Source organism: Mesorhizobium sp. B3-1-9, from assembly GCF_006439595.1.
Lineage (GTDB): Bacteria > Pseudomonadota > Alphaproteobacteria > Rhizobiales > Rhizobiaceae > Mesorhizobium.
Map to the genome: position 1 here is coordinate 189760 of NZ_VFTJ01000008.1, position 22925 is coordinate 212684.

24 protein-coding genes are annotated in these 22925 nt (G+C 63.0%); 10 read left to right on the forward strand and 14 right to left on the reverse strand.

Translation table 11 applies throughout. The features are described from left to right. The first annotated feature begins 135 nt into the window (after positions 1–135). Complete coding sequence (locus FJW07_RS17000; protein WP_210239887.1) at positions 136–1008, forward strand: SDR family oxidoreductase; 873 nt, start codon at positions 136–138, stop codon at positions 1006–1008. Next, entirely contained in the window at positions 1005–2042 is a 1038-nt protein-coding gene (locus FJW07_RS17005; RefSeq protein ID WP_181182660.1) for a LacI family DNA-binding transcriptional regulator, read from the forward strand. The genes FJW07_RS17000 and FJW07_RS17005 overlap by 4 nt, the downstream gene beginning before the upstream one ends. Before the next feature lie 10 nt (positions 2043–2052). Here FJW07_RS17005 and FJW07_RS17010 read toward each other — a convergent pair whose 3' ends face one another. The 7 genes from FJW07_RS17010 to FJW07_RS17040 all read right to left on the reverse strand — a co-directional run bounded on the left by FJW07_RS17010 (position 2053) and on the right by FJW07_RS17040 (position 9026). Then, complete coding sequence (locus FJW07_RS17010) at positions 2053–3270, reverse strand: CoA transferase (protein WP_140857701.1); 1218 nt, start codon at positions 3268–3270, stop codon at positions 2053–2055. Beyond that, complete coding sequence (locus tag FJW07_RS17015; protein WP_140857703.1) at positions 3267–4277, reverse strand: MaoC family dehydratase; 1011 nt, start codon at positions 4275–4277, stop codon at positions 3267–3269. Before FJW07_RS17015 ends, FJW07_RS17010 begins: the two co-directional genes overlap by 4 nt. A 138-nt stretch (positions 4278–4415) precedes the next feature. Continuing rightward, the gene (locus FJW07_RS17020; protein WP_140640454.1) at positions 4416–5450 is read right to left on the reverse strand and encodes a thiamine pyrophosphate-dependent dehydrogenase E1 component subunit alpha; all 1035 of its coding nucleotides are present in this window, start codon (positions 5448–5450) and stop codon (positions 4416–4418) included. Continuing rightward, entirely contained in the window at positions 5447–6454 is a 1008-nt protein-coding gene (locus tag FJW07_RS17025; RefSeq protein WP_140784302.1) for a transketolase C-terminal domain-containing protein, read from the reverse strand. Before FJW07_RS17025 ends, FJW07_RS17020 begins: the two co-directional genes overlap by 4 nt. A 96-nt stretch (positions 6455–6550) precedes the next feature. After that, on the reverse strand, positions 6551–7024 hold the full coding sequence (locus tag FJW07_RS17030; RefSeq protein ID WP_140652742.1) for a VOC family protein: 474 nt from the start codon (positions 7022–7024) through the stop codon (positions 6551–6553). Between the two features lie 39 nt (positions 7025–7063). Next, on the reverse strand, positions 7064–7864 hold the full coding sequence (locus tag FJW07_RS17035) for an SDR family oxidoreductase (RefSeq protein ID WP_140640460.1): 801 nt from the start codon (positions 7862–7864) through the stop codon (positions 7064–7066). A 28-nt stretch (positions 7865–7892) separates the two neighbouring features. Beyond that, positions 7893–9026, reverse strand: coding sequence for an enolase C-terminal domain-like protein (locus FJW07_RS17040; RefSeq protein WP_140640462.1), 1134 nt, complete (start codon positions 9024–9026; stop codon positions 7893–7895). Between the two features lie 252 nt (positions 9027–9278). On the opposite strand from FJW07_RS17040, the gene ugpC reads away from it, so the two are divergent. The 4 genes from ugpC (at position 9279) to FJW07_RS17060 (ending at position 12589) form a co-directional block, all read left to right on the forward strand. Then, positions 9279–10445 carry a sn-glycerol-3-phosphate ABC transporter ATP-binding protein UgpC gene (ugpC, locus tag FJW07_RS17045; protein ID WP_140857705.1) on the forward strand — a complete coding sequence of 389 codons (1167 nt, stop codon included), beginning with the start codon at positions 9279–9281 and terminating at the stop codon, positions 10443–10445. 136 nt (positions 10446–10581) lie between these two features. Next, on the forward strand, positions 10582–10818 hold the full coding sequence (locus FJW07_RS17050) for a biotin/lipoyl-containing protein (protein ID WP_140640466.1): 237 nt from the start codon (positions 10582–10584) through the stop codon (positions 10816–10818). A 1-nt stretch (position 10819) separates the two neighbouring features. Continuing rightward, on the forward strand, positions 10820–11347 hold the full coding sequence (locus tag FJW07_RS17055) for a MaoC family dehydratase (protein WP_140784298.1): 528 nt from the start codon (positions 10820–10822) through the stop codon (positions 11345–11347). Between the two features lie 60 nt (positions 11348–11407). After that, positions 11408–12589, forward strand: a complete 1182-nt coding sequence (locus tag FJW07_RS17060; RefSeq protein ID WP_140857707.1) for a CoA transferase — start codon at positions 11408–11410, stop codon at positions 12587–12589. A gap of 22 nt (positions 12590–12611) precedes the next feature. On the opposite strand, the gene FJW07_RS17065 is transcribed toward FJW07_RS17060, so the two are convergent. The 7 genes from FJW07_RS17065 to FJW07_RS17095 are packed head-to-tail and all read right to left on the reverse strand — an operon-like array spanning position 12612 to position 18496. After that, a complete protein-coding gene (locus FJW07_RS17065) occupies positions 12612–14138 on the reverse strand; it encodes a class I adenylate-forming enzyme family protein (protein ID WP_140857709.1) in 1527 nt (508 codons plus the stop codon). Then, a complete protein-coding gene (locus tag FJW07_RS17070; RefSeq protein WP_140652730.1) occupies positions 14135–14911 on the reverse strand; it encodes an SDR family oxidoreductase in 777 nt (258 codons plus the stop codon). The genes FJW07_RS17065 and FJW07_RS17070 overlap by 4 nt, the downstream gene beginning before the upstream one ends. A gap of 45 nt (positions 14912–14956) precedes the next feature. Continuing rightward, positions 14957–15724 (reverse strand): SDR family NAD(P)-dependent oxidoreductase, encoded by a 768-nt coding sequence (locus FJW07_RS17075; RefSeq protein ID WP_181167037.1) that lies wholly within the window; start codon positions 15722–15724, stop codon positions 14957–14959. An 11-nt stretch (positions 15725–15735) separates the two neighbouring features. Continuing rightward, the gene (locus FJW07_RS17080; protein ID WP_140857713.1) at positions 15736–16068 is read right to left on the reverse strand and encodes an EthD domain-containing protein; all 333 of its coding nucleotides are present in this window, start codon (positions 16066–16068) and stop codon (positions 15736–15738) included. Continuing rightward, complete coding sequence (locus tag FJW07_RS17085) at positions 16065–16544, reverse strand: VOC family protein (RefSeq protein WP_181182661.1); 480 nt, start codon at positions 16542–16544, stop codon at positions 16065–16067. The genes FJW07_RS17080 and FJW07_RS17085 overlap by 4 nt, the downstream gene beginning before the upstream one ends. Positions 16545–16551: 7 nt before the next feature. Beyond that, complete coding sequence (locus tag FJW07_RS17090; RefSeq protein ID WP_181182662.1) at positions 16552–17421, reverse strand: amidohydrolase family protein; 870 nt, start codon at positions 17419–17421, stop codon at positions 16552–16554. Then, a complete protein-coding gene (locus FJW07_RS17095) occupies positions 17414–18496 on the reverse strand; it encodes a tartrate dehydrogenase (RefSeq protein ID WP_281405337.1) in 1083 nt (360 codons plus the stop codon). Before FJW07_RS17095 ends, FJW07_RS17090 begins: the two co-directional genes overlap by 8 nt. Before the next feature lie 399 nt (positions 18497–18895). Between FJW07_RS17095 and FJW07_RS17100 the strand changes: the two genes are divergently transcribed. The 4 genes from FJW07_RS17100 to FJW07_RS17115 all read left to right on the forward strand — a co-directional run bounded on the left by FJW07_RS17100 (position 18896) and on the right by FJW07_RS17115 (position 22859). Further along, entirely contained in the window at positions 18896–19645 is a 750-nt protein-coding gene (locus FJW07_RS17100) for an SDR family oxidoreductase (RefSeq protein ID WP_140652723.1), read from the forward strand. A gap of 13 nt (positions 19646–19658) precedes the next feature. Continuing rightward, positions 19659–20537, forward strand: a complete 879-nt coding sequence (locus FJW07_RS17105) for an SMP-30/gluconolactonase/LRE family protein (protein WP_181167040.1) — start codon at positions 19659–19661, stop codon at positions 20535–20537. A gap of 13 nt (positions 20538–20550) precedes the next feature. Then, complete coding sequence (locus tag FJW07_RS17110; RefSeq protein WP_140857719.1) at positions 20551–21690, forward strand: mandelate racemase/muconate lactonizing enzyme family protein; 1140 nt, start codon at positions 20551–20553, stop codon at positions 21688–21690. Between the two features lie 191 nt (positions 21691–21881). Next, complete coding sequence (locus FJW07_RS17115) at positions 21882–22859, forward strand: sugar ABC transporter substrate-binding protein (protein ID WP_181175572.1); 978 nt, start codon at positions 21882–21884, stop codon at positions 22857–22859. Positions 22860–22925 lie beyond the last annotated feature (66 nt).

The window sequence follows — 22925 nt, forward strand, 5'->3', positions numbered from 1 at the left end:
CAACCCAACAGTCAATCGATTGCTCAAACATATTCGGCGTGATAATTGAGAGCTGTAGTGCAACCGAGCACGGTCCGGAACCATGCGCTTGACAGGCGTTGGGGGCAGCTTCTAGTTGTGTGTCCTGCACGACCCTTGAAGCGGACCAACAAACCCATGGCGCGTCGACAAGCCGAGCCGCCCGCCCGGATCCAATGGGAGGTCTCGATGAGTCTCGGAAGCGTTGTCGTAACGGGAGCCGGCGACGGCATCGGCCATGCCATAGCCGTTCGTCTGGCGGCCGATGGATGGAACGTCGTCGGCCTTGAAATCAACCCTGAAACGGCATCTGACCTGGGCAAGAAGCTGGGCAAGGGACATGGCTGCCTTTGCGGCGACGCCTCCGACCGTGCCGTGCTGAAGAAAGCGCGAGAGGCCGCCGAAAAGCTCGCGCCCCTGCGAGGCTGGGTCAACAATGTCGGTATCGCTCTGATGGGTAATCTGCATGAACCGAAAGACGCCGATGTCGAGCGAGTCTTTGCGGTCAATTTGATGTCGCATTTCTGGGGCTCTTCGGAAGCGATCCAGACATGGGTGAGAGACCGCGTCGCCGGGTCGATCGTCAACGTCTCGTCGGTGCATGGCCGCTCCGCCTTCAACATGTGGGCGGCTTATGACGTCGCCAAGGCCGGCATTGACGCGCTGACCCGCTACATCGCGGTCGAATACGGACCGGTGGGCATTCGAGCCAATGCAGTGGCGCCCGGCGCGGTGCGCACATCGCTCGTGCAGCGGGTTATCCGCGATAGCCCGGACAGCACGCGCGCCGAACGGGAAATGTCCATCCAGCATCCGCTGGAACGCATAGGCGAACCGGAGGAGATAGCGGCGGCGGTGTCATGGCTTATCTCGTCGGAAGCCTCCTTCGTCACCGGCCAGTCTCTCGCGGTCGATGGCGGCCTGACCTCCCGCTGCTATCGTTACGAGCCGGACGCAGCTCTGCTAGAGAGGTACGGGAAGGTCTCGTGAAAACATCGACACCAGCTGCGCCTCCGTCTGCACGTGCCACGCTGAAAGATATAGCGCGCGCAGTCGGCGTTGACGTTTCGACGGTGTCCAAAGTGCTGAACAATGGCGGCATCAGCGTGCGCGCGCAGACCCGTCAGGCTATCCTGGACGAGGCAGGGCGCGTCAACTACCGGCCGCATGCGCTGGCGCGCAATCTGCGCACCCAGCGCACGGGCGCTCTCGGCATACTGCTGCCCGACCTGACCAACCCGGTCTACGCAGAGACCGTGCGCGGTGCGATGCGGCAGGCTGAAAAAGCCGGCTATGTCATGCTGATCGCCGAGGTTGCGGACGAGCAGCGGTCGACGGCGGCCTATCTGAGACTGGTCAGCGAGCGGCGCATCGATGGCCTGATCATCGCGGTGACGGCCGAGAGCCGCGAAATGATCGAGGCGATCGCGAACAATCCGGTGCCGCACGTCTTCGTCAACCGGCGTTCCACGATCGGCAGAAGCGTCACCGTGGACGACCATGCCTCAGGCCGGCTGGCGGCGCGCACGCTCATAGAGGCTGGACACACGAGGCTCGGCTTCATCGGTTCGATGCCGGAACTCGATACCTCGCGACGCCGCCATATTGGCTTCGTCGAAACCTGCAAGGCTGCCGGCCTCGGGCCTGCGATCGTCGCCAATGCGCCGGTGTCGCGGCGCGGCGGCTACGACGCCTTGCACCACATCATGAGCGAGCCGGCGCCGCCGACCGGCATCTTCGCCTTCAACATGCTGGTCGGCATCGGCGCATTGGCAGCGGCGCGCGTACGCGGCATCCAGGTGCCGCGTGACCTTTCGGTTGTCTCTCTGGACGGCGAAGACGCCATCTTCACCGCGCCGCCGCTGACTGCCATCGTCACGCCGCTGAGCGAGATGGGCGCCCGCGCCGTGGTCGAACTTGACGCCATGATCCATGGCCGCGAGCCGCAGGACGTCGTGATCGACATTGCGCCGCAACTGGTGACGCGCGAATCCGTTGGACCGCCGCCAAAGATAAAGTCCTAAAGATAAAGTCCTAAAGGCGGCGCTCGGCTCCTGCGACGACGCCGCGGTCGTGCAGGCGGCCGATCTCGCCATCACTGATGCCCAGACCCGCCAGGATCTCGTCGGTATGTTCCCCGAGCAGCGGCGCACGCATGGCCGGCAGCCGATCCGCCACCGAAAAGTAGAGCGGCGACGCGGGCGTCAGCACCGTCCCGATGCCTGGCGTATCGACTGGTGAGAACAGCGGATTGGCCGGCGAGCAGCGTGGGTCTTCGGCGACGAGTTGCTGGAAACTCTGGTATGGCCCCCAGGAGACCCCCGCGGCTGACAGGTCCTTCGTCGCCTCGTCGAAACGACGCGCCGCGAACCACGGCGCTATCGCGTCCGCGATGGCATGGCGGGCAGCGTAGCGCCCTCCCTCGCTGTCAAGATCGGCGCCGGTCGCCGCGGCCAGCGCCTTGGCATCGATACCTGTGGCCTGGACCAGCGACTTCCACTGCCGTTCCGTCAACGCAACGACCATAACCCTCCGACCATCGTTTGTGGCAAAGTCGCGCCCGAACGCGCCAAACAGGAAATTGCCGTCCTTCGCCGCGCTGCCGCCGCGTTCGGCCTGCGCGATACGCCCCAGATGTCCGACGGTGGCAAAAGCGACGTCGGACAAAGCGAGCTTTACCAGCGAACCCTCGCCTGTGCGGCTGCGGTGTCTGTCGGCGGCAAGCAGACCAACGGCGGCGAGTTCGCCCATCGCGATATCCCAGGCCGGCAGCACGCTATTGGTGGGGCCGCAAGACCCAGGCAAACCTGTGATGCCGGGGAACCCCGTGGCGACATTGACGGTATAGTCCACCTCGCTCGACCCGTCGGCGTTGCCGCTCAAGGCGACCATGATGAGATCGGCCCGCCGTGCCTTCAATGCCTCGTAGGACAATGCTCCGCGCGCCGCGAAATTGGTAAGATAGAGGCCTTGATCAGTGCCGGGCCTGGTTATCAGCGCGGCGACGATCTCCTGCCCTTCCTCGGAACGCAGGTCGATCTGGATCGAGCGTTTGCCTTTGTTCATGCCGGCCCAGAACAGGCTTTGTCCGCTATCCGTTACCGGCCATCGGCGATAGTCCAGTCCGCCGCCGATTTGGTCATAGCGGATGACATCGGCGCCAAGCTGCGCCAGCGTCATTCCTCCAAGCGGCGCCGCGACGAAGGCCGAGCCTTCGACCACGGACATGCCGCTCAGGATGGCTCGCGTCATGCAAACAGCCCTACCAACCGCCAGTCGAGCACGTCCGACGTCTCACTGGCACCGTCGGTCGACCGGACCTTGCAGCGAAGATGCGCCAGCCCGCCGCCGCCAGGCAGCGGCTGGCAGCGTTCGACGATGACCTGCGAATGCAGCGTATCGCCCTCATGCACCGGGCCGAGATGGTCGCAGTCATGCCAGGCAAGGATGGTCACCAGGCCAGGGAAGACGCGCGTGATTTGTGCGGCGGCGATGCCGATCGTGTGGCCGCCATAGACCAGACGCTGTCCGCCTGCCGCGATACGGTCGTGATGGATGACCGCCAGATTCATGGTCAGCCTGGCCAGTTCCGGAGCGCTGCTGACGACGTCGCCTCCGGCAAGATCGTGCACGGAACCCGCTTCGAGGTCATCAAAATGCGGACCGTGTGTGGCATCGCGAAAAGCGTCAAGATTCCAGCCTGATACCGCTTCCAGCAGTTGCGTCTGGGTGAAATCGGATTTCGGCAGCTCCGTCTGGCCTTGCGCCGCCACAGCATCGGCCGAGCGCGCGGGCAGCATGGCGCAACGGCAGAAATCGAGGATCGGACGCTGCTCCTGATCGACCGTCGCGATGCGCATGGCAACAAGTCCGCGCGGGGGGCGGCCAGGTTTTGCGGATGCCGGACGCAAGCCGATGACGGTCGTGGACGTCGTCAGGCTGTCGCCGATCGCCGGTGCGCGGCGGAACACCAAACCACGATAGAACAGGTTCGCGACGGCGCGTTGGGTGACAAGCGTCGATTGCCCTATGGCGATATCCCACACGAAAGCCGGCGCGGCAAACGGCGATGCCTGCCCCGTCACGGCCTCGGACAGCCTGGCATCGAAGGCCAACCGCAGGCGTCCGCCGACGATTGCGTGGTGGACGGCGGCCAGACCTTCCGTCAGCCGCATCGTCGGCGCGCTGTCGAAGCGGTCGCCGATCGCCAGATCGTCGAAAACCGGGCCGTCGAAGCCTATGTCGGAACGCGTGCCCATTTTGCTCCGGCCTGCGCCGACAAAGGGCGCCAGCAGTCGATAAAATCGCCGCCGGATATCGTCTCCGGCGGCGTGCGGTCAGAAATTCCTTCCGACGCAGGCTGCTTTGCAGCGACCTGCGTCACCAAAACGGCCAGGTCAATTCGACCAAAACAGATGGCGCTGATCGCCGCCCGCGGAGTAGGCGCCGACATGCGCCATGATCTCGCCGAGTTCCGGCGCCGGCGAATCCAGCACCTCCGCCGTTGCCGTTTCGACAGCCTCGCGCACTTCGGTCTTGAGCGAATCGAGGCCGCCCGCCGCCAGCAGCGTCTCGGCGGTCAGGCGTTCGGCGAAGATGTCGATCGGATCGCGCTTCAGCCATGCGTCGAGTTCGCCGGCCGGCCGGTAGGTCGCCGGGTCCGAGCGGGAATGGCCGGAATAGCGGTATGTCTTCATCTCGACCAGCGAAGGTCCTTCCCCGCGGCGCGCCCGCGCAACTGCCGTCGCCATCGCTTCCGCTACCTTGTCGGCGTCCTGCCCGTCGACGATGACACCTGGCATGTTGTAGCTGGCGGCGCGTATCGCGATGTCCTCGACCGGCGTCGACAGCTGGATGCGCGTATATTCGCCGTACAGATTGTTCTCGCAGACGAAGACCACGGGCAGCTTCTGGATCGCGGCGAAATTCAGCGATTCATGGAAGGCCCCGATATTGGCCGAGCCGTCGCCGAAGATGGCGACCGCGACGCGGTCCGTGCCGCGCGCGCGCGCCGCCAGCGCGGCGCCGCAGGCGATCGGCAGGCCGGCGCCGATGATGGCCGCCGTGGGCAGCAGTCCGATCGCCGGCTCGACAAGGTGCATCGATCCGCCAACGCCGCCGGCACAGCCGATGACGCGGCCGCAGATCTCGCCGATGACGCCCGCCGGCGTTAGGCCCAATGCCAACGCATGGCCGTGGCCGCGATAAGTGCAGGTGACGATGTCGTCGGGGTCGATCGAGCGTGCGATGCCGACCGACACGCCTTCCTGGCCGCTCGCCAGATGCGTGCTGCCGCGCACGTGGCCTTCCGCGAACAGCTTCTGAATACGTTCCTCGACGAAGCGGATCTCGATCATCCGGCGAAGCTGCTCCAGCCTGTCGTCGAGGGCTTCCCGGCGCGCCAGCGGCGAGTTGGAATTGGAGAGCGTCATGCTGCGTTCCTCCACCAGGGCATTGGCGTTTTGTTGGTCGACACCAGGGCGGACACCTGCTCGGCGACGTAGGCCGCGCTGGGCAGAAAGCGCGCTTCCAGCTTGCCGCTGTAGGGCACCGGCGCATCGGGCAAGGTGATGCGGTGCGGCGGCGCCTTCAGCGAACCGAAGGCCTCGACAGCGACGGAAGACACCACTTCGGCGCCCCAGCCGTTGCCGGCGGTGGCCTCTTCGAGCGTCACCAGACGACCGGTTCTTGAAACCGATTCCATGATCGTATCGCGGTCCCACGGCCACAGCGTCAGCATATCGATCACCTCGATGTCGGCGCTGCTGTTTTCGGCGGCTTCCTTGGCCACCCGCACCATCGCCCCGCAGGCGAGCAGCGTCGCATCCTTGCCCGCCTTGACGATCTCGGCCCTGCCGAGCGGGATGCGGTAGCTGCTGTCGAATTCGTATTCCTCGCGTTCAGCGTAGAGAATGCGTGGTTCGAGCACGACCACCGGATCCGGATCCTCGATCGCCGAGCGCAGCAAGCCGTAGGTCGTGCGGGCGTTGCTGGTGACGCACACCTTGAGGCCCGGGGTACCGCGGAACCAGTGGTCGAGCATCTGCGAATGCTGGCAGCCAAAACCCTGCCCGGCGCCGGCCGAAGCGCGCACCACCAGCGGCGTCGTCAGTTTGCCGCGCGAAAGATAGCGCATCGTCGCCGCCTGCGTCGTCAATTGGTCGAGAGCCACGCCGATGAATTCGATGAACATCATCTCGACGATCGGCTTGAGCCCGCAGACAGCGGCACCGACGGCGGCGCCCATGAAGGCCATTTCCGAGATCGGCGTGTCGATGACACGCTGCGGACCGTGCACGGCGAGCAGACCCTCCGTCACCTTGAACGGGCCGCCCGCGGCCGCAATGTCTTCCCCCATCATGATGACGGTCGGATCTTCCGTCATCGCATCATCGAGGGCCCTGAGGACCGCTTGCCGAACCCATATCTTAGCCAAGGCGAAATTCTCCCAATACGCAGGTCGGATGGTTGGTGCAGGCTTGCGAAGCTAGCGCAGGCAACGAAATTTGGAAACGTTTTTATTTGATCGGGATCACTCCGGCTTGTAGCTCCCGAAGGCTTGCGCCGATTGGATCAGTTCGACGCGGAAACCGTCTGGATCGATGAGATAAACCGCCTTGCCGCCCTTGTTCGGACCGATCGTCGGCGTGACCGGGGCGGAGACCGATTTCACGCCTTTGGCCACCAGTTCCTCGTAAAGGCTCATCAGGTCGTCGACGTTGAACGCAATGTGGCCATTGCCGATGTTGCCGTTGCGCATGTCGACCCGGACCTGTTCGATATTGCGGTATTCGAGCAGCTCGAGGCATACATCCGTGCCCGGCAGCCGAAGAATGGCGCCGTGCAGATCCACGCTCGGATAGCCGACAAGCTCGCCGATGTATTCGGCCTGCGGGTTCCATTGGAAGGCCAGCTCGAAGCCCAGTATGTCGCGATAGAAGGCGATCGAGCGTTCGAGCGAGCGCACGGTGAATCCGGTATGATGGGCTTTGGTGATCCTTGCCAAGTCAGCCTCCGGCCAGTGGTCGGCCCATGCGTTCGGTGTTCATGCCGTTAGATATCCGTCGTCGCACATGACGATGTGTCCGGTGACGAGTTCGGACGCATCGCTCGCCAGAAACACGGCCGTTCCGATCAACTCGCGCGGCAGTCCGAGCCGGGGCCGCAGCATGCGCGCCTTGATGAAATCCGCCGTGATCGACGAGCGGGAAGCCGCGGCCTTGGTGAGCGGCGATTCCATCAGCGTCGGACCGATGCCGTTGACGCGCACGCCGCGGTCTCGCCACTCCAGCGCCAGTGCCTTGGTCATCTGCAGCACGCCGCCCTTGGAGGCCAGATAGGCGCTGGCCCAGGGATAAGCGTTGAACGAGCCGATCGAGGCGAGGTTGATGATGCTGCCCCTGCCCTGCGCCAGCATCACATTGCCGAAAGCCTGGCAGCAGAAATAGGTTCCCTTGAGGTTGAGATCGAGGATGAAGTTGAACTTGTCCTCCGGAAACTCCTCGGCTGGACTGCGGAAGGCGGAGCCGGCGCTGTTCACCAGAATATCGACGCTGCCATGGTCCGCTTTGACTTTCCTGGCGAGGTCGAAGCAGCGATCCCGCTTGGTGACGTCGAGTTCGGCAGCGACGGCCTTGCCGCCCTGCTCGGTGATCGTCGCCAGCGTCGCCGCCATTCCCGCGGCGTTGATATCGGCGAGCACGACAGTGACGCCGAGTTGCGCATAACCGATCGCGATCGCCGCGCCCAGCCCGCTGCCGGCGCCGGTGACGACGGCGACGCGGCCGGAAATGTCGAAAAGACCTGCCGTATAGTTCGCGGGTACTGTGATCTCATCGTCCGCCATGACAGCTCTCGCCTGTACCGGTGCGTTCCTACTGCAGGATGTTGTCTGGATCCTGGTGCGGCTGGCTCAGGCACCACGCCTTGTCGATCATCTTGCCGAATCCCGGCCCCTGCGGCAGCGGCTTCATCAGTCCGCCTGCCATGATCTGCGGCTGCGCGAGGGCATCGTCATAAGGGTGCACCCCTGTCCACGGCACGCCCCATTCGATCGGCTTGTCGTCGAAGCCCCAGGCGCTGAACACCTGACTGTGGGTATGCGGGAACATGTGCGGGCCGAAATCGACGCCCGCCGCGAGGCACTCGTCGATGACGGCGCGGCCGCCGGTGATACCCCCCATGCAGGTCAGGTCGACGCGGACGCGATCGACGGACCCAGCCATGATCAGGGCTTCCGGGTAGTAGGAGCCACCCTGTTCATCGCCCTGCCAGATCGGCATGGGAACGCGCTTGCGGAGCGCCGCGAGCATGCCGGCATTGCCAGGCGGGAAAATGTCTTCGATGCAGCCCATGTCGATGTCGGCGATGCTGTCGGCGTAGGCGGCTGCCTCGTCGACGGTCTTGAACATCCAGACAAGATCGGTGCCGAGCCAGGCATCGGGTGCCGCGTTGCGCACCGCGCGCAGCCGCGCGGCCGACAGCTCCCAGGTAGCCGCCATCGGGGCTTTGAAGCGTCGCCATCCTTTGGCATAGAAATCAGCCGCCTGCGCGCCGGTCTTGTCCGGCGGCATGATCGCGGGCGGATAGCCGATGATGCAGGTTGCAGGCATCGGCTTCACCTTGCCGCCGAGGAACTCGGCGATCGACTTGTCGGCGATCTTCGCGGCCGCGTCCCAGGCGGCCAGGTCGACGATCGAAAGCGCCCGCAGGCCAACGCCGGCGCTATGCGAACCGTAGGTGCGTCCCTTCGCGGTCCGGAAGGTCGCTTCGCGGTCGGCGATGTCGGTGCCGGCATAGACCGGGGCGATGCTCTTGCGGATCTGCTCGGCGACGGCGCCGTCGCGCGTCAGCGTGAACGCCCACCCCTCGTGCCCCGACGACGTGCGTATTCGCACCGTGGCGAATTCGCGCATCTTCATGACCCAGTCGCCGAAAATCACCGGCGCCGGCAGCTGAGCCTGAATGGTGGCTACGCTGACGTCGACAACAGTAGAAGGACTAGGCATTCCATCCCCTCCCAAGGGCCCGGCCGAGCCGGGAATTTGCCGCCACCATAACGACGCATTTTTGCTCGGTCAACCGATTGATTGCCATTAGTCAAACGATTGACATGGTTTTCGCGATTGCCTAGTCTCGACTTCCGTTCACGGGTCCAAGGGTATTTTTCGGCCTTTGTTTCAGGTACCGGTTCGGCATCATCGGCGCGCGGTCCCAACCGGGATCGCGGCACCAATTTTGAGGCGACGAAGAGTTTCTGGATGGGGTCGATCGGTCTTCGCAAGGTTGGTAAGCTCTACGGTCCGGTGCAGGCCCTGAAGGATGTCAACCTGGAAATACGCGACGGCGAATTTGTTGTCTTCGTCGGACCTTCCGGCTGCGGAAAATCCACATTGCTGAGAATGATCGCCGGGCTTGAATCGGTCACGTCGGGAGAGATCAGCATCAATGGCAAGACCATGAACGACGTGTCGCCACGCGACCGCGACATCGCGATGGTTTTCCAGAACTATGCGCTTTACCCCCAGATGACCGTGCGCGAGAACATCGCTTTCGCGCTGGAACTGCGCAAGACGCCGAAGTCGGAGATCGACAAACGGGTTGCCGAAGCCGCCCGCATCCTCGACCTGTCGGAGTTGCTCGACCGCAAGCCGCGCGAGCTCTCAGGCGGTCAGCGTCAGCGCGTCGCCATGGGCCGCGCCATCGTCCGCAATCCGGAAGCGTTCCTGCTTGACGAGCCGCTCTCCAACCTCGACGCCAAGCTGCGCGTGCAATTGCGGGCCGAGTTGTCGCGTCTGCACACAAGGCTGGGCGTCACGACGATCCACGTTACCCACGACCAGGTCGAGGCGATGACGCTCGGCAGCCGCGTCGCCGTATTCTCGCGCGGAACGCTGCAACAATACGACACGCCGCACGCGCTGTACCACGCACCGGCCAACATATTCGTCGCCGGCTTCATCGGCAGCCCTGCCATGAACTTCCTCGAAGCAAAGGTCATCGAGACGCAAGCCGATGCTCTCGTTGTATCTATCGGCGATCGGCAGGTCAGCGTGCGACCAAAGGTGAAAGAACCTGGGCTCGCGGCCGGCGACACCGTCATACTTGGCATCAGGCCCGAGCATTTGTCCTGGCAGCCTGCCGGCAGCGGTGCCGGCATTCCGGCCAAGGTCGAGTTGGTCGAACAACTGGAGCCGGAATCGTTCATCGCGGTATCGCCCGCAAGCACCTCGGTCATCATCCGGACAGCCGACGACTACGCCCGCGGCGCGGTTGTCGATCCGGCGGAGTTGGTTCGTATCGACGCCCGGCTTCTCGTGCTGCGCGTCGGAGCCAGCCGCGTGCCGGCACGCGAAACCAGCCTCGAACTCGTCGTCGACGGCGAGCGGGTCCACCTTTTCGATAGCAGCACGGGCAAGGCGTTGTGATAGGGAGGAAAGCCATTCCGATTTTGCTGGGAATTACGGCCGGTGGTCGCGGTTTGCACGCCGTCTTCCGTCTCCGGGGCAAAGTTTCGATCGGCGAAAATCCTCCTTTTGGCAATGTTTTGATGGAGATCAGATAATGCGTTCCACGCTCAAGATGCCCAAAGTCGGCGACGCGGTCGACGAGGTGGTGATCAACGAGATCCAGGTCCAGGTCGGTGCCAAGGTCAACGAAGGCCAGACCCTGTTCGTAGTGGAGACCGACAAGACCCAGGTAGAAATCCCGTCCCCGTTCGCCGGGACCGTTGCGGAAATCCTGATCAAGGTCGGCGACGACGTCCGGACCGGCGCGCCGACTTTGGTGCTCGAGGGCTGAAATGGCGAAAATTCACTCCGCGCGCGACGAAAGGTTCGGTGGGTATCTCGACGACTACCGGACCGGCGATGTTTTCGAACATTGGCCGGGCAAGACCATCACGGAGGCGGACAACCATCTGTTCTGTCTTTTGACGATGGCCGCCAGCCCACTGCATATCGACCGGCGCTTCGCGGAGACGGAGATGGCCGAGGGCCGCAACATCGTTGTCGGCACCTACATCTATTCGCTGCTGCTGGGGATGAGCGTGCCCGACATTTCCGGCCGCGCCATCGCCAATCTCGGCGTCAGCGAACTTCGGCATCTCAAGCCGCTGTTCCATGGCGACACGCTCTACGGCCAGACCGAGATACTTGAGACGCGGCCATCCGCCTCCCGCCCCGGCGAAGGCATTCTCACCGTTCGCACCGATGGCTTCAACCAGGACCGGGCAAAGGTCTGCACATTCACCCGCGCCGTGCTTTTGCCGATGCGCGCCGGCCGGCCGGCTGGTCGCGCTCGGACGGCTTCGGCGGCGGCCGAAACCTGATGCGCAACGCATGGGTCAAAACGCATTTGCATGGAAGTGTCGGCGGCGGAGAGCGATCGCATGACGGACAAGGCTGATCCCGAACCGGCGCGCGAGACGCCCGGGCCTCTTGATGGCATACGCGTCGTGGAACTCGCCACCGTCGTCGCCGGACCGGGTGCCGGGCGATACCTGGCCGACTACGGCGCCGAAGTGATCAAGGTCGAAGGCCCCACCGGCGATCCGACCCGTCGCATGGGCTGGACCGGCCCGGACGAGACTGATTCGTATTTCTGGAAGCTGGTGAACCGCAACAAGCAGGTCGTCTCGCTCGATCTCAAAACCGAGAGCGGACAGCGCAATCTTTGGTCGCTGCTCGAAGGCGCCGACGTGCTGATAGAGAACATGCGCCCGGGCAAGCTCGAAGCGCTCGGTTTCGGCCCGGACGAATTGCAGCGGCGCAATCCGAAGATGGTGGTGCTGCGCGTGACCGGCTTCGGCCAGGACGGGCCTTATGCCTTGCACCCGGGCTTTGCCACGATCGCCGAGGCGATGAGCGGATTTTCCAATCTGCTGGGTGAGGCAGGCGGCCAGCCGCTGCTGCCGCCGGTGGCGCTGACCGACGAGGTGACGGCCCTGGTCGGCGCCTTCGCCACGCTGGCCGCGCTGCGCCACGCCGAGCGTACCGGTGAGGGACAAACGATCGACGTCAACCTTCTGACCTCGATGTTCCAGATCATGGGTCCGCTGCCCTCGGCTTATGCGCATATGGGCTATCTGCAGCCGCGGCTTGGCTCGGGTATTCCCTACACGGTGCCGCGCGGCACTTACCGATGCGCCGATGGCGTCTGGGTGGCGATTTCCAGTTCGGCGGATTCGATCGCCAAACGGGTGCTGGCGCTGGTTGGTCTGGGCAGCGACGACCGCTTCTCGACATTCCAGGGCCGCAGCCGCAATCGCGAAGCGCTCGAGGTCTACGTCGCCGACTGGGTGGCGTCGCGACACTCGCAAGAAGTGATCCGCGAGTTCCGCCGTGTCGACGCAGCCATCGCCAAGGTACTCGACATGAAGGATATTTTTGCCGACGAGCATTATCGCGCCCGCAACATGATCACGCAGGTTGACGGCGTCGCAATGCAAAACGTCGTCGCAGGATTTTCGAAGACGCCCGGCCGCGTGCGTCATGCAGGACGTCCATTCGACGCGGATACGAAGGCGGTGCTCGACCGCTTTGCAGCCACCAGCTCCAAAGCCGAAAGCTGATGTTTGGCTTATGCCAGGAAGATCAACCGCCAGCCACCACCAATGAAAGCTGGCGCCTCAAGAGCTTCCCATTGGCATTGCGAGGCAAGCTCGGGACGAAGAACACCTGCTTCGGCCGTTTATAGGCGGCAAGGCGCCGCTCGGCGATCGCCATGATGTCATCGGCTGTGGTTCTGCTGTCTCCGTCACGCACGACAAAGACGGCAATCACGGTAACGTCGCTCCGCACATGATGCTCAGCCGCCGCAATCTCGGCAACCCCCGCGCATCCGGTCAGCGCGGCCTCGACCTCCAGCGGCGACACGCGATAGCCCCCTGCATTCATGATGTCGTCGGCACGCCCGCGATGCCAGAGATAGCCGTCGCCATCGAACGCAGCGAGATCGCCGCCGACAAACCAATCACCGCGAAACACAGCCTGCTGCTCTTCGGGCCGCTGCCAATAGCCGAGCATCAGACCGGGATCGCTGCGGTGAATGGCAAGCAAACCTGTCTCGCCGGCAGCAACGGGCTCCACGCCGCCGTCCAGCGGCAACACCGCGATCGGCCGTCCGACTTGCGGCTTGCCGGGACTGCCCGGCCTGACAGGCATGCCCGGATGATTGGACACGAAGGTCGAGCATTCGCTCATCCCGAAAGCCTCATACAGTTGCTTGCCTGTGGCGGCGTGCCAGCCGTGGAGGATCGCCGGGCTCAGCGCTTCGCCGGCGGCAAGCGCGTGGCGAAGCATCGGCAGACATCCTGGCTGCAAGCTGCAATATTTCAGCATCTGGCGATACAGCGAAGGCACTGCCGCAAACAGCGTTGCACCCACGGCATCGATAAGCTTCGGCCAGACCGCGATGTCGTTTGGCCCGTTGTAGAGCACTGCCATGGCGCCGCATGCCCAAGGATCGAGGAGCCCGACACCGAGCGTATAGCTCCAGTTGAAGGCGCCGGCATGCAGCACGACATCGGATGCCGAAAGGCCTTGCCAGTCGATGTGCATTGATTTTCGCCCGAGAACCGTGCGGTGCGCGTGGACGACGCCTTTGGGCCGACTGGACGTTCCCGACGTATAGATCATGTACGCCGGTGCTTCGGCGTCGGTATCGGCAAAGCCAGCCGGCTCCGCTGTATTTTTCAGTCGTATCAAGGCCGCGTCATCCAGAACCTTGCATGCGGAAGGAGCGGTTGCGGAGGCCAGCGACGATGTCTCGACCATCGCCGCAGCGCCGGAATCTCCGACAAGGAACGCCGTTTCGCTGCCGGTGAGTTGCGCCGAGATGGGAACCGGCACCAGGCCGGCCGCCATCGCGCCAAGAAACAGCAGGGCATAGTCGCTCGTGTTCGGCAACCGCAGCACGATACGATCGCGGGGCGAAAGACCTTCCGCCAGAAGACCTGCCGCCACCCGGCGCACGGCAAGATCGAGCGCCGCATAGGTCCAACGCTCAGCATCCTGCGGCCTGTCGGCGTCGCTTACGACAAGAAGCGCGGTCTTGCCCGGACTCGTCGCAGCCGCGCGGCCGATGCAATATTCCGCAAGATTTAGCTTTGCCGGCATCATGAGGCTGGCGTTTGCAGCCAGGTCGGCGCCTCGGGAATACCTTGTACGATCCAGCCACCGTCAACCACGACCGTTTGGCCCGTCATGTAGGACGACTCGTCGCCGGCAAGAAACCGGACGGCCTCGGCGATCTCCTCGGTCCGCGCCAACCGCTTCATCGGTACACGGGCCACCATCCAGTCTTCCTGCAAAGAGCCATCCTTCAAACCTTGCTCTATGAACTTGGTGCGCGTGAAGCCGGGTGCCACCGCATTGACCCTTATGCCCGCGGTCGCGACTTCAAGCGACAGCGCGCGCGTCAGTCCGAGAATGCCTGCTTTGGCGGCGCAGTAAGGCCCCCGCCCCGGCAGGCCGACGAAAGCGGCGGTGGATGCGATGCTGACGATCGCCCCGCCGGCGCCGCGCTCGACCATGCGCGGTACGACTTCCGAGGCGCACAGGAAGAGGCCGTGCAAGTGGGTGGCGATCACCGAAGAGAAGTCGGCGAACGATATCTTGCCGACCAGGCCGACACGCTGGATGCCGGCGTTGCTGACGAGGATGTCGACTTGACCCGCTTTGTCGTCGACGGCCTTGAACGCAGCGCCCACACTGGCCGGATCGGTCACATCCGTCTCGATGTAAGTGACGCCCCTGCGCGGCTCGTCTGGAAGCATTTTGTCCAGCGCAAAGACTTTTGCGCCGTCGGCAATCAGTCGGCCCGCGATGGCATCGCCGATGCCGCGCCCCGCGCCCGTGACGACCGCGACTTTTCCCGAAAGCGATCCTGACACGGTTCATCCTCCTCTGATCTGGACCTGGCCTTCTTGCGGTCGCCGTCAGTACATCAGCCAGCCGCCGCTGACGTTGATGGTAGCGCCGGTAATGTAGCCGGCATGGTCTGAGGCCAGGAACAGCACCGTACCTGCCAGATCCGACGGCGCGGCCATGTAGCCAAGCGGTATCTGGGCGACTTGCGCGTCGAGCGCCGCCTGATCCATTCCGGAGCGCATCATGGCCGTGTCGGCCGCGCCCGGGGATACCGCATTTACGGTTATCTTGTCCTTGGCGAGCGACCGCGCCAGTCCGCGCGTCATCGACACGACGCCGCCTTTGGTGGCGGCATACGCCACGGAGCCGCCGAAACCGCCGCTCTGCCAGCCTTGCGAGGTGAAATTGATAATGCGGCCGCCCCTTCCCTGATCCTTCATGACCCGCGCCACCGCCTGATTCAGGAAGAAGGATGCTTTCAGGTTGACGTCATGCTGGAGGTCCCAGTCCGCCTCGCTCACGTCGAAAACGCTGGGCCGGCGGATCAGGACCGCAGCCGTGCAGACCAGGACGTCGATGCCGCCGAACACGGTCACGACCTTTTCTATCAGCGTCTTGTGATGTGCGATCGGCTTCAGGTCACATGCGATCGGAAGATGCGGACCGGCTTCCATTTCGGCAGCGACCGCATCGACCTTGCCCTGATCGAGATCGACGACCGCGACGCGTGATCCGGCGGCAGCGAAGGCCAGGCAGACCTCGCGGCCTATGCCGCCGCTGCCGCCGGTGACAACGACGCTTTTGCCTTCAAGCCCGGAACCGATGTTGAAAGCCATGGAGCCGTCCTTCAGCCAATTGCCGGTGGTTGCACCGCCGTCTGCTCGGTGACGAAACATGCCTGGATTTCGCGGGTGAATTTCTTCCGATCTTCGGCGAGGAGGCTCTTGAATGGTTCGGTGGCGAAGGCTTTCAGCGCGTCCTCGACGCTGTCGAACCAAATCTCGCCGACGCCGTCCCAGGCATCCTCCGCCGGCGTCCAGCTTTGCACGCGGCCGAAGCGAAGCCCGCGCAGGCCCGGCATCTGGCGCACGATATCGGCATGCGGCCCTGTCCAGTGAGCGAAGAAATCTTCCTGGCTCATGCCTTCCTTGCGGCGCAGGAAACTGATGCGCTTGATCATGCGGATCGATCCTTCCTCGGTGTCTGGAAAAGTTCCAGCGTAATGCCGTCGTGAATGCGCAGATAAGCCGCCTGAGCGCCGATGTTGGGGCCGCCGTCGATCGCCACTGGACCACCCGGCGAGACCGGCTTCGCGCCGCAATCGACAGCGCGCTGCCAGGTCGAACGCGCATCGGCGACTTTCAGGCAAAGATGCACGTTGCCGGGGTTGGCGGTCGCGTCCGCGTTCGCCGTCCGGCCGGCAACCTGATAATCGAGCAATTCGATCACACCACCGCCAGGCAGGTCGATGAACGCCGCGTTGATGGCGACGTTCGGATAACCGACGACGCGGCTGAGATAAGGCCTGTCGAGCACGGTGGTCCAGCGCGCGGGCTTGCCCAGAAATGCCTCCCAGAAGCGGAGCGCGGTTTCAAGGCTGGCCACCGTCATGCCGATGTGGTGCACCGCTTCTATTGTATGGGCGGTTTGGCTCATCGTGCCATCAAATCCTGAACAGCCGCTCTGCATTACCGGAAAACATCGCTGCTTGCTCGATTTTCGGAAAGCCGGAAATGATCTCGGCATAGGCGTTTATGACATCCGGATATGAGCTGAACATGCGGTCGACCGGCCAGTTCGTGCCAAAGACCACCCTGTCCGCGCCGAACGCCTCGATGCTGCCCAGCACGTAAGGGCGGATGGTTTCGACCGTCCACTGCGGATCGCCCATGCCCAGCCCTGAGATCTTCATGGTGACATTGGATGACTTCGCCATCACGTCCATTGCGCCGCGCCAACGCCGGAAGCTCGCCTGATCGCGGTCCATCGGAATCGCGCAATGGTCGATACAGATCTGCGTGTCCGGAAAGGCCCGGGCGAGGTCCAGAATGTCGTCGGCCAGTTCGACCCGCGTGTCGATGCAGGAAACCAGATTGCGGGAGCCGAGCTCGGCGAAGCCGCGCCGCCAGGCGGCATCGACAAGGTAGTGCCCGTCGCCAAAATTGCGAATGCCGCGCACATTCGGATACTTCAGATGCTGGTCGAGCACGCTCGCCGCGTCGGGTCGGGCGAGATGGCATTCCGCGATGATGCCGTGCGGATAGCCCGTCTGGTCGGCAAAAGCCTGCAGCCAGGCAGTTTCGACCACCGGATCGGGCGTATTGACCGCCGCTTGAACGTGCACCGCCTTGGGCACGTTGGAAAAGCGGATTTCGGCGATGTAGTCCTTGACGAGATAATGCTGCGATTTCAGTGGATCGGTGTCAGCCAGAAAGCCATGAACCGCGTCGGGTTCAAGCCAGCCATAGCGAAGCTGCCGGTGCTTCATGTCGTGCAGATGGAAATGCGTATCGACGAAGGGCAGTTCAGCCATGGCGACGCGTCTCCGCGGGGTGGGCTGAAACGGCATCGGCTATGGCCTGGCCCAGCGCGCTGGTCGAGGCCGTGCCACCCATGTCGCGCGTCAGGTTCTCGCCTGACAGAAGCACCCGCTCGATCGCCGAGACGATGGCAGCAGCGGCCTCGGTCGCCCCTAGGTGGTCCAGCATCATCGCGCCCGACCAGATCTGGCCAATCGGATTGGCGATGTTCCTGCCGGCGATGTCAGGCGCTGAGCCGTGCACGGGCTCGAACATGGATGGAAACCTGCGCTCCGGATTGAGGTTGCCGGAAGGTGCAATGCCGATCGTTCCGGTAACCGCCGGGCCGAGATCCGACAGGATATCGCCGAACAGATTGCTTGCCACCACCACGTCGAAGCGCGATGGACGCCCGACGAAATGCGCGGCCAGAATGTCGATGTGAAATTGCTCGGTCGCGACCGCGGGGTAATCCTTGGCGACGGCACGGAATCTCTCGTCCCAAAATGGCATTGTGTGAATGATGCCGTTGGATTTGGTTGCGGAGGTCAGCCTGCGTTTGCGCTTCATGGCGAGGTCGAAGGCAAAGCGCATCACGCGATCGCAGCCGAAGCGGGTCAGCACCGTGTTTTGGATGACCATCTCCTGATCCATGCCGGGAAACATCCGGCCGCCGATCTCAGAGTATTCGCCCTCATTGTTTTCCCGCACGATGTAGAAGTCGATCACGCCGGGCTGTGCCAGCGGCGACGGCACGCCGCCGAACAGCCGCACGGGCCGCAGATTGACATACTGCTGGAAGTTGCGTCGGATCGGCATCAGCAACGTCCACAGCGATTCCACGTCGGACACGGTTGGCCAACCGATGGCGCCGAGGAAGATCGCATCATGCCCGGCGATCTTGTCGAGGCCGGCTTCCGGCATCATCCGCCCGAAGCGGGCGTGATGGTCGCAACCCCAGTCGAACGCCTCGAAACGCAAATCCAGCCCGAAAACATGCGCCGCTGCTTCAAGGACCTTACGTCCCTCGGGTACGACTTCCTTGCCGATGCCGTCTCCTTCGATAACCGCGATTCTGGCCGATGACATGATCCTCATTTCTCCACGGCGATCGGGCCTCTTTGGGAAAATATCGTTTCAATTCATAGTCACCACTTAGCCTCTTTGCAAGCGTCCCCTGCAGCACGATTTGGAAGAAAAGGGGGCGCGCCGCTCTCGACCGGCATGCGCGTCAAAGTCTCAGAATATTGGCCAAGCCGCGACTGAATACTGCATTTTGCGGCTATTTTCGTCGGCTCAAGGCGAAATCGCCGAAAGGGATATGCTCAAGCGAACGTGATCCGTCGAGCCCGCGTTTGAGAGCCGGACAGAAATTGCTTGCATGTCTTGATAACGTTTCAATATAGTTCGAGGGATATCGCACGGCACCTTCTTCCTGACGTGGTTTGAAGCTGCCGCGGGTTGGCCGCTGGGAGGTAGGACGTCTGAATGGGTTCGCCAGCGCGAAATCGTCGCGGCGTCGTGACCGGAGCCGGCAGCGGCATCGGCAAGGCTGCCGCATTGCGGCTTATGCGACAAGGCATTGACGTCATTGCTGTCGATATCGACGAAGAAAAGCTCGCCGATGTCAAATCCGCCGGATGCAAAACATTGACGATCGACCTGTCTGATGCCGATGCCCGCGCCCGTCTTGCCGAGGCTGCCGATGGTTTCGACTACATGGTGAACTCGCACGGCATTATTTTGATCAAGTCGATCTTCGACGTTAGCCTTGAAGACTGGCGGCGGATTCAGACCGTCAACGCCGAGTCGATTTTTTTCCTCTGCCAGCAGATCGGCCCGCGCCTGAAACCGGGCGGCGCGATCGTCAACCTGTCTTCGAGTTCCGCGAAACTGGCTGCGACCGTCGAGGTCGCCGCCTATGCGGCTTCCAAGACGACTATTACCTCCATTACCCGCTCCTTTGCCTATGCGCTGGCATCGCGACCTGTAAGGGTCAATGCGATCTGCCCGGGCATTGTCGACACGCCGATGCAAGATCACGTGCTGGCAGGCGTGTCGAAGCTGCGCCAAGCCGAGATCGCGGAACTGGAGAGCGCTCGCACCCGCGCCGTGCCGCTGGGCCGCGCGGCGACGGCTGACGAGTGCGCAGGCCTCATTTGGTTCCTGTTGTCGGATGCGGCGTCATACATGACCGGCCAGGCGGTGAATTTCACCGGCGGAATGGTCACCTGGTGAAGGGAGGAGAATCGTGAAGAAACCGCAGGTCATCCGGGCCAAGGGGCTCGGGCATCCCGAAGGTCCCTACGAACTTGACGACGGGCGCGTCATCTACGCCAACACCTACGCCAGCGAGATCGGAGTCTGGGACCCGAAGACCGGCAAGCAAGGGCAATATGCCTTTGTCGGCGGCGGCCCGAACGCCTGCATGCTGGGCAGCGACGGCGCAGTCTATTCGACGCAGACCCCGAATGTCGGTTCGTGGGTCGCGCCGGTGCACAGACCGCCGTCCATCCAGAAGACCTTGCCCAACGGGAAAGTCGAAATTCTCGTGACGGAAGCCGACGGCAAGAAGTTCGACGGCCCGAACGACCTGAGCTTCGGTCCGGACGGCAGGCTTTACTTCACCGATTCAGGCGATTGGAACCAGGCCGACAAGCCGCATCCGGGCCGGATCGTGGTCATCGAAAAGAACGGCGTCGCCAGGATCCTCGAGGAGCTCGATCACGTCTATCCGAACGGCATCGTTGTCGAGAAGGACGGTTCGATCGTCTGGGTCGAATCTTACACGTTGAACGTCATTCGCCGCAAACCCGACGGCAGCAAGTCGCTGTTGTGCAAAATGCCGGAGGGACACATTCCTGACGGGTTGAAGATCGATGAGAAAGGCGATTTCTGGATCACCGCCGTCGCGGCCGGTGGCGTCGACCATTTCTCCAGGGACGGCAGGCACGTCGAGTTCCTGGAAACCGGCGGTACCATCCTCAATTGTTGCTTTGGCAAGGGCGGCAAGCTGTTCTGCTGCGACATGGGGCCGTTCGATACGAGCGGCGCCGCGATGACCGGAAACCTCATAGAAGTAAGCCTCGGCGTCGAAGGCATGCCGCTGTTCCGCGGCGCGATCGGATAAGGACCGGCCCACCATGAAGATCGCCAGGATCGAAGCCATTCCGGTCAGCTACCCGGAACCCAACGACTTCAACGCGCTGCGGCATTTGTGCCTCGCCAAGATTACCGCCGATGACGGTCAGGTCGGCTGGGGTGAATCGATTACCCAATTCCCCGAAGCGAATTTTGCCGCCAAGGCGATCATCGAAGGCATGGCGCCCAACCTGATCGGCAAGGATCCGGTGCAGACCGAGGCGCTGTGGCGGCAGAACAAGCAGCAGGCCTGGTGGTACGGCTATCATGGCGGCATCGCCTCCTACGCCACGGCCGCGATCGACATCGCATTGTGGGATCTGAAGGGCAAGGCGCTGGGCCGCAGCGTGCTCGACCTGCTGGGGGGCTGCGTCCACGAGCGGCTGCCGGCGATCGCCTCTTGCCATGCGCATTACGAATCCATCGAAGAGATGGCCGAAGAGACGGCCGAATGGGTATCGACGGGACTGCAGGGGCTGAAGACGGGCTTCGGCAAGCGCGGCAACGCCAACCTCGGCTATGATCACAAGCGCGACGTGGCATACGTCAAGGCGATGCGCGAGGTGCTCGGCGACAAGATGCTGATGATCGACAACGGCATCAACATCAAATGGGATGTCACCGATGCGGTGCGCCGCGCCAAGGCGATGGAGGAATACAATCTCGCCTGGATCGAGGAACCGCTCGGCGCCTGGGATCCCGAGGGCTATGCCAACCTTCGCTCCAAGACGACAACCCGTATCGCTTATGGCGAACGCGAATGGACGCTGGAGCAGTTCGAGCGGGTCATCGCGACCGGAACGGTGGATGTGATCGGCGTCGATCCCGGCCGGGCCGAAGGCATCACCGGCTTCAAGAAGGTGACCGAGCGCTGCGAGTTCTACCGCCGCCAGGCCAATGCCCATGCCTGGTCATCGGCCATCGTGACGGCGGCCAGCCTCGCCATTTCGTTCAACTCGCCATCGTGCAAGCTGTTCGAGTTCAAACCGCTGCGCAATCCGATGCAGCACGATCTCGTCACCAAACCCTTTGAACACGTCGATGGCTGGGTCTATCCGCCGACGGGTCCCGGGCTCGGCATCGAAGTCATTGAAAACGTTGTGGAGGGCTACCGCAGCGAGAAGGTCTTGGGGTTGGTATAGCGACGCGAAAGCAGCCTCGTCGCCAAGAGATCAAGAACAGGGAGGAAGAAGTGGGTATTTCATATCGTCATATGTTGCTTGCAGCGGCAAGCTGCGCGACTCTGGCAGTCGCAGCGACCGCGTTCGCACAGAACGCCAGCGAAAGCCAGATCCCGTCAACAGGCGAAAAGGTCGACGGAGCCCCGTTCGAAGTGAAGCGGGATTGGGGCACTTTCAAGCTCGCCGACCGCATCGCCGAGAAGATCAAGAAAGGCGAGTCGATCAATTACGTCTTCTCCTACCAGGCCTCGGGCATTCCGTTGTTCTCGCCGCAGTACAAAGCGGGCTTCGACATGGGCTGCAAGATGGGCAAGGACATCTATCCGATGGAGTGTTCGGCGATCGCGCCGGTGCAGAATGACCCGAACCAGCAGGTCAGCCAGATCGAGGCCAAGCTTGCAACTGGCGAGATCGACTGCATCGGCATCGAGCCCGTCAGTTCGGACGCGATGACGGCCATCACCAACAAGCTGATGGATCAAGGCATTCCGGTCTTTACAGCCGGCGTTACGTCGCGCGGGCATGAGTTCACCAACTTCACCCAGATTCCGGACAAGGAAGGCCATACCGCAGCCGAAACCGTGCTGAAGTGGATCAAGGACAACAACAAGTCCGACATCAAGGTCTTCGCGGTTTCCGGCGGCGACCCGACGCAATTCTGGGCGCAGGGCCGCATGAAAGGTTTTGAGGACGGCATCAAAGCCGCGATCCCCGACGCCAAATTCGTGACGTCGGCATCCAATGGTCTCAACACCAGCTATGAGCCGGGCAAGACATTCGATGTCTTCCGCTCGTTTCTGACAGCCAATCCGGACGTTCAGTTCATTGAGAACGTCGACATCGGCGCCGAACATGCCGACCGTGCGATCGAGAGCCTTGGCCTGACAGGAAAGGTCTTCACGATTGGCTGGAATTCGTCCAAAGGGCAGCTCGACGCGATCGAGAAAGGCATCCAGGTCGCCCAACTCGACCAGCGCTGGCCCGATCAGGCCGCTTTCGGTGCGCCGGCCTGCGCGCAATTCCTGAAGAATGGCGTCATCCTGCCCAACACGCAGACGCTCAAGGCGGTGATGAAGGACGGCGTGGAGCAGGCGCGCAAGGAACTCGACACCACGATGTCGCAAAAATAGCGACCGCACCGACAGGACGGGCCCGCGTCTTGCGGTCCGTCCGATTCTGGCTCACGGTCATATCGC

Excerpts from the sequence above, each read along its gene's own strand:
- FJW07_RS17100 (WP_140652723.1), top strand. The coding sequence starts at position 18,896 with ATGGGTTCGCCAGCGCGAAATCGTCGCGGCGTCGTGACCGGAGCCGGC.
- FJW07_RS17035 (WP_140640460.1), bottom strand. The coding sequence starts at position 7,864 with ATGGCGGACGATGAGATCACAGTACCCGCGAACTATACGGCAGGTCTT.
- FJW07_RS17080 (WP_140857713.1), bottom strand. The coding sequence starts at position 16,068 with ATGATCAAGCGCATCAGTTTCCTGCGCCGCAAGGAAGGCATGAGCCAG.
- FJW07_RS17050 (WP_140640466.1), top strand. The coding sequence starts at position 10,582 with ATGCGTTCCACGCTCAAGATGCCCAAAGTCGGCGACGCGGTCGACGAG.
- FJW07_RS17075 (WP_181167037.1), bottom strand. The coding sequence starts at position 15,724 with ATGGCTTTCAACATCGGTTCCGGGCTTGAAGGCAAAAGCGTCGTTGTC.
- FJW07_RS17015 (WP_140857703.1), bottom strand. The coding sequence starts at position 4,277 with ATGGGCACGCGTTCCGACATAGGCTTCGACGGCCCGGTTTTCGACGAT.
- FJW07_RS17055 (WP_140784298.1), top strand. The coding sequence starts at position 10,820 with ATGGCGAAAATTCACTCCGCGCGCGACGAAAGGTTCGGTGGGTATCTC.
- FJW07_RS17085 (WP_181182661.1), bottom strand. The coding sequence starts at position 16,544 with ATGAGCCAAACCGCCCATACAATAGAAGCGGTGCACCACATCGGCATG.
- FJW07_RS17060 (WP_140857707.1), top strand. The coding sequence starts at position 11,408 with ATGACGGACAAGGCTGATCCCGAACCGGCGCGCGAGACGCCCGGGCCT.
- FJW07_RS17010 (WP_140857701.1), bottom strand. The coding sequence starts at position 3,270 with ATGACGCGAGCCATCCTGAGCGGCATGTCCGTGGTCGAAGGCTCGGCC.
- ugpC (WP_140857705.1), top strand. The coding sequence starts at position 9,279 with ATGGGGTCGATCGGTCTTCGCAAGGTTGGTAAGCTCTACGGTCCGGTG.
- FJW07_RS17040 (WP_140640462.1), bottom strand. The coding sequence starts at position 9,026 with ATGCCTAGTCCTTCTACTGTTGTCGACGTCAGCGTAGCCACCATTCAG.
- FJW07_RS17095 (WP_281405337.1), bottom strand. The coding sequence starts at position 18,496 with ATGTCATCGGCCAGAATCGCGGTTATCGAAGGAGACGGCATCGGCAAG.
- FJW07_RS17020 (WP_140640454.1), bottom strand. The coding sequence starts at position 5,450 with ATGACGCTCTCCAATTCCAACTCGCCGCTGGCGCGCCGGGAAGCCCTC.
- FJW07_RS17110 (WP_140857719.1), top strand. The coding sequence starts at position 20,551 with ATGAAGATCGCCAGGATCGAAGCCATTCCGGTCAGCTACCCGGAACCC.
- FJW07_RS17065 (WP_140857709.1), bottom strand. The coding sequence starts at position 14,138 with ATGATGCCGGCAAAGCTAAATCTTGCGGAATATTGCATCGGCCGCGCG.
- FJW07_RS17090 (WP_181182662.1), bottom strand. The coding sequence starts at position 17,421 with ATGGCTGAACTGCCCTTCGTCGATACGCATTTCCATCTGCACGACATG.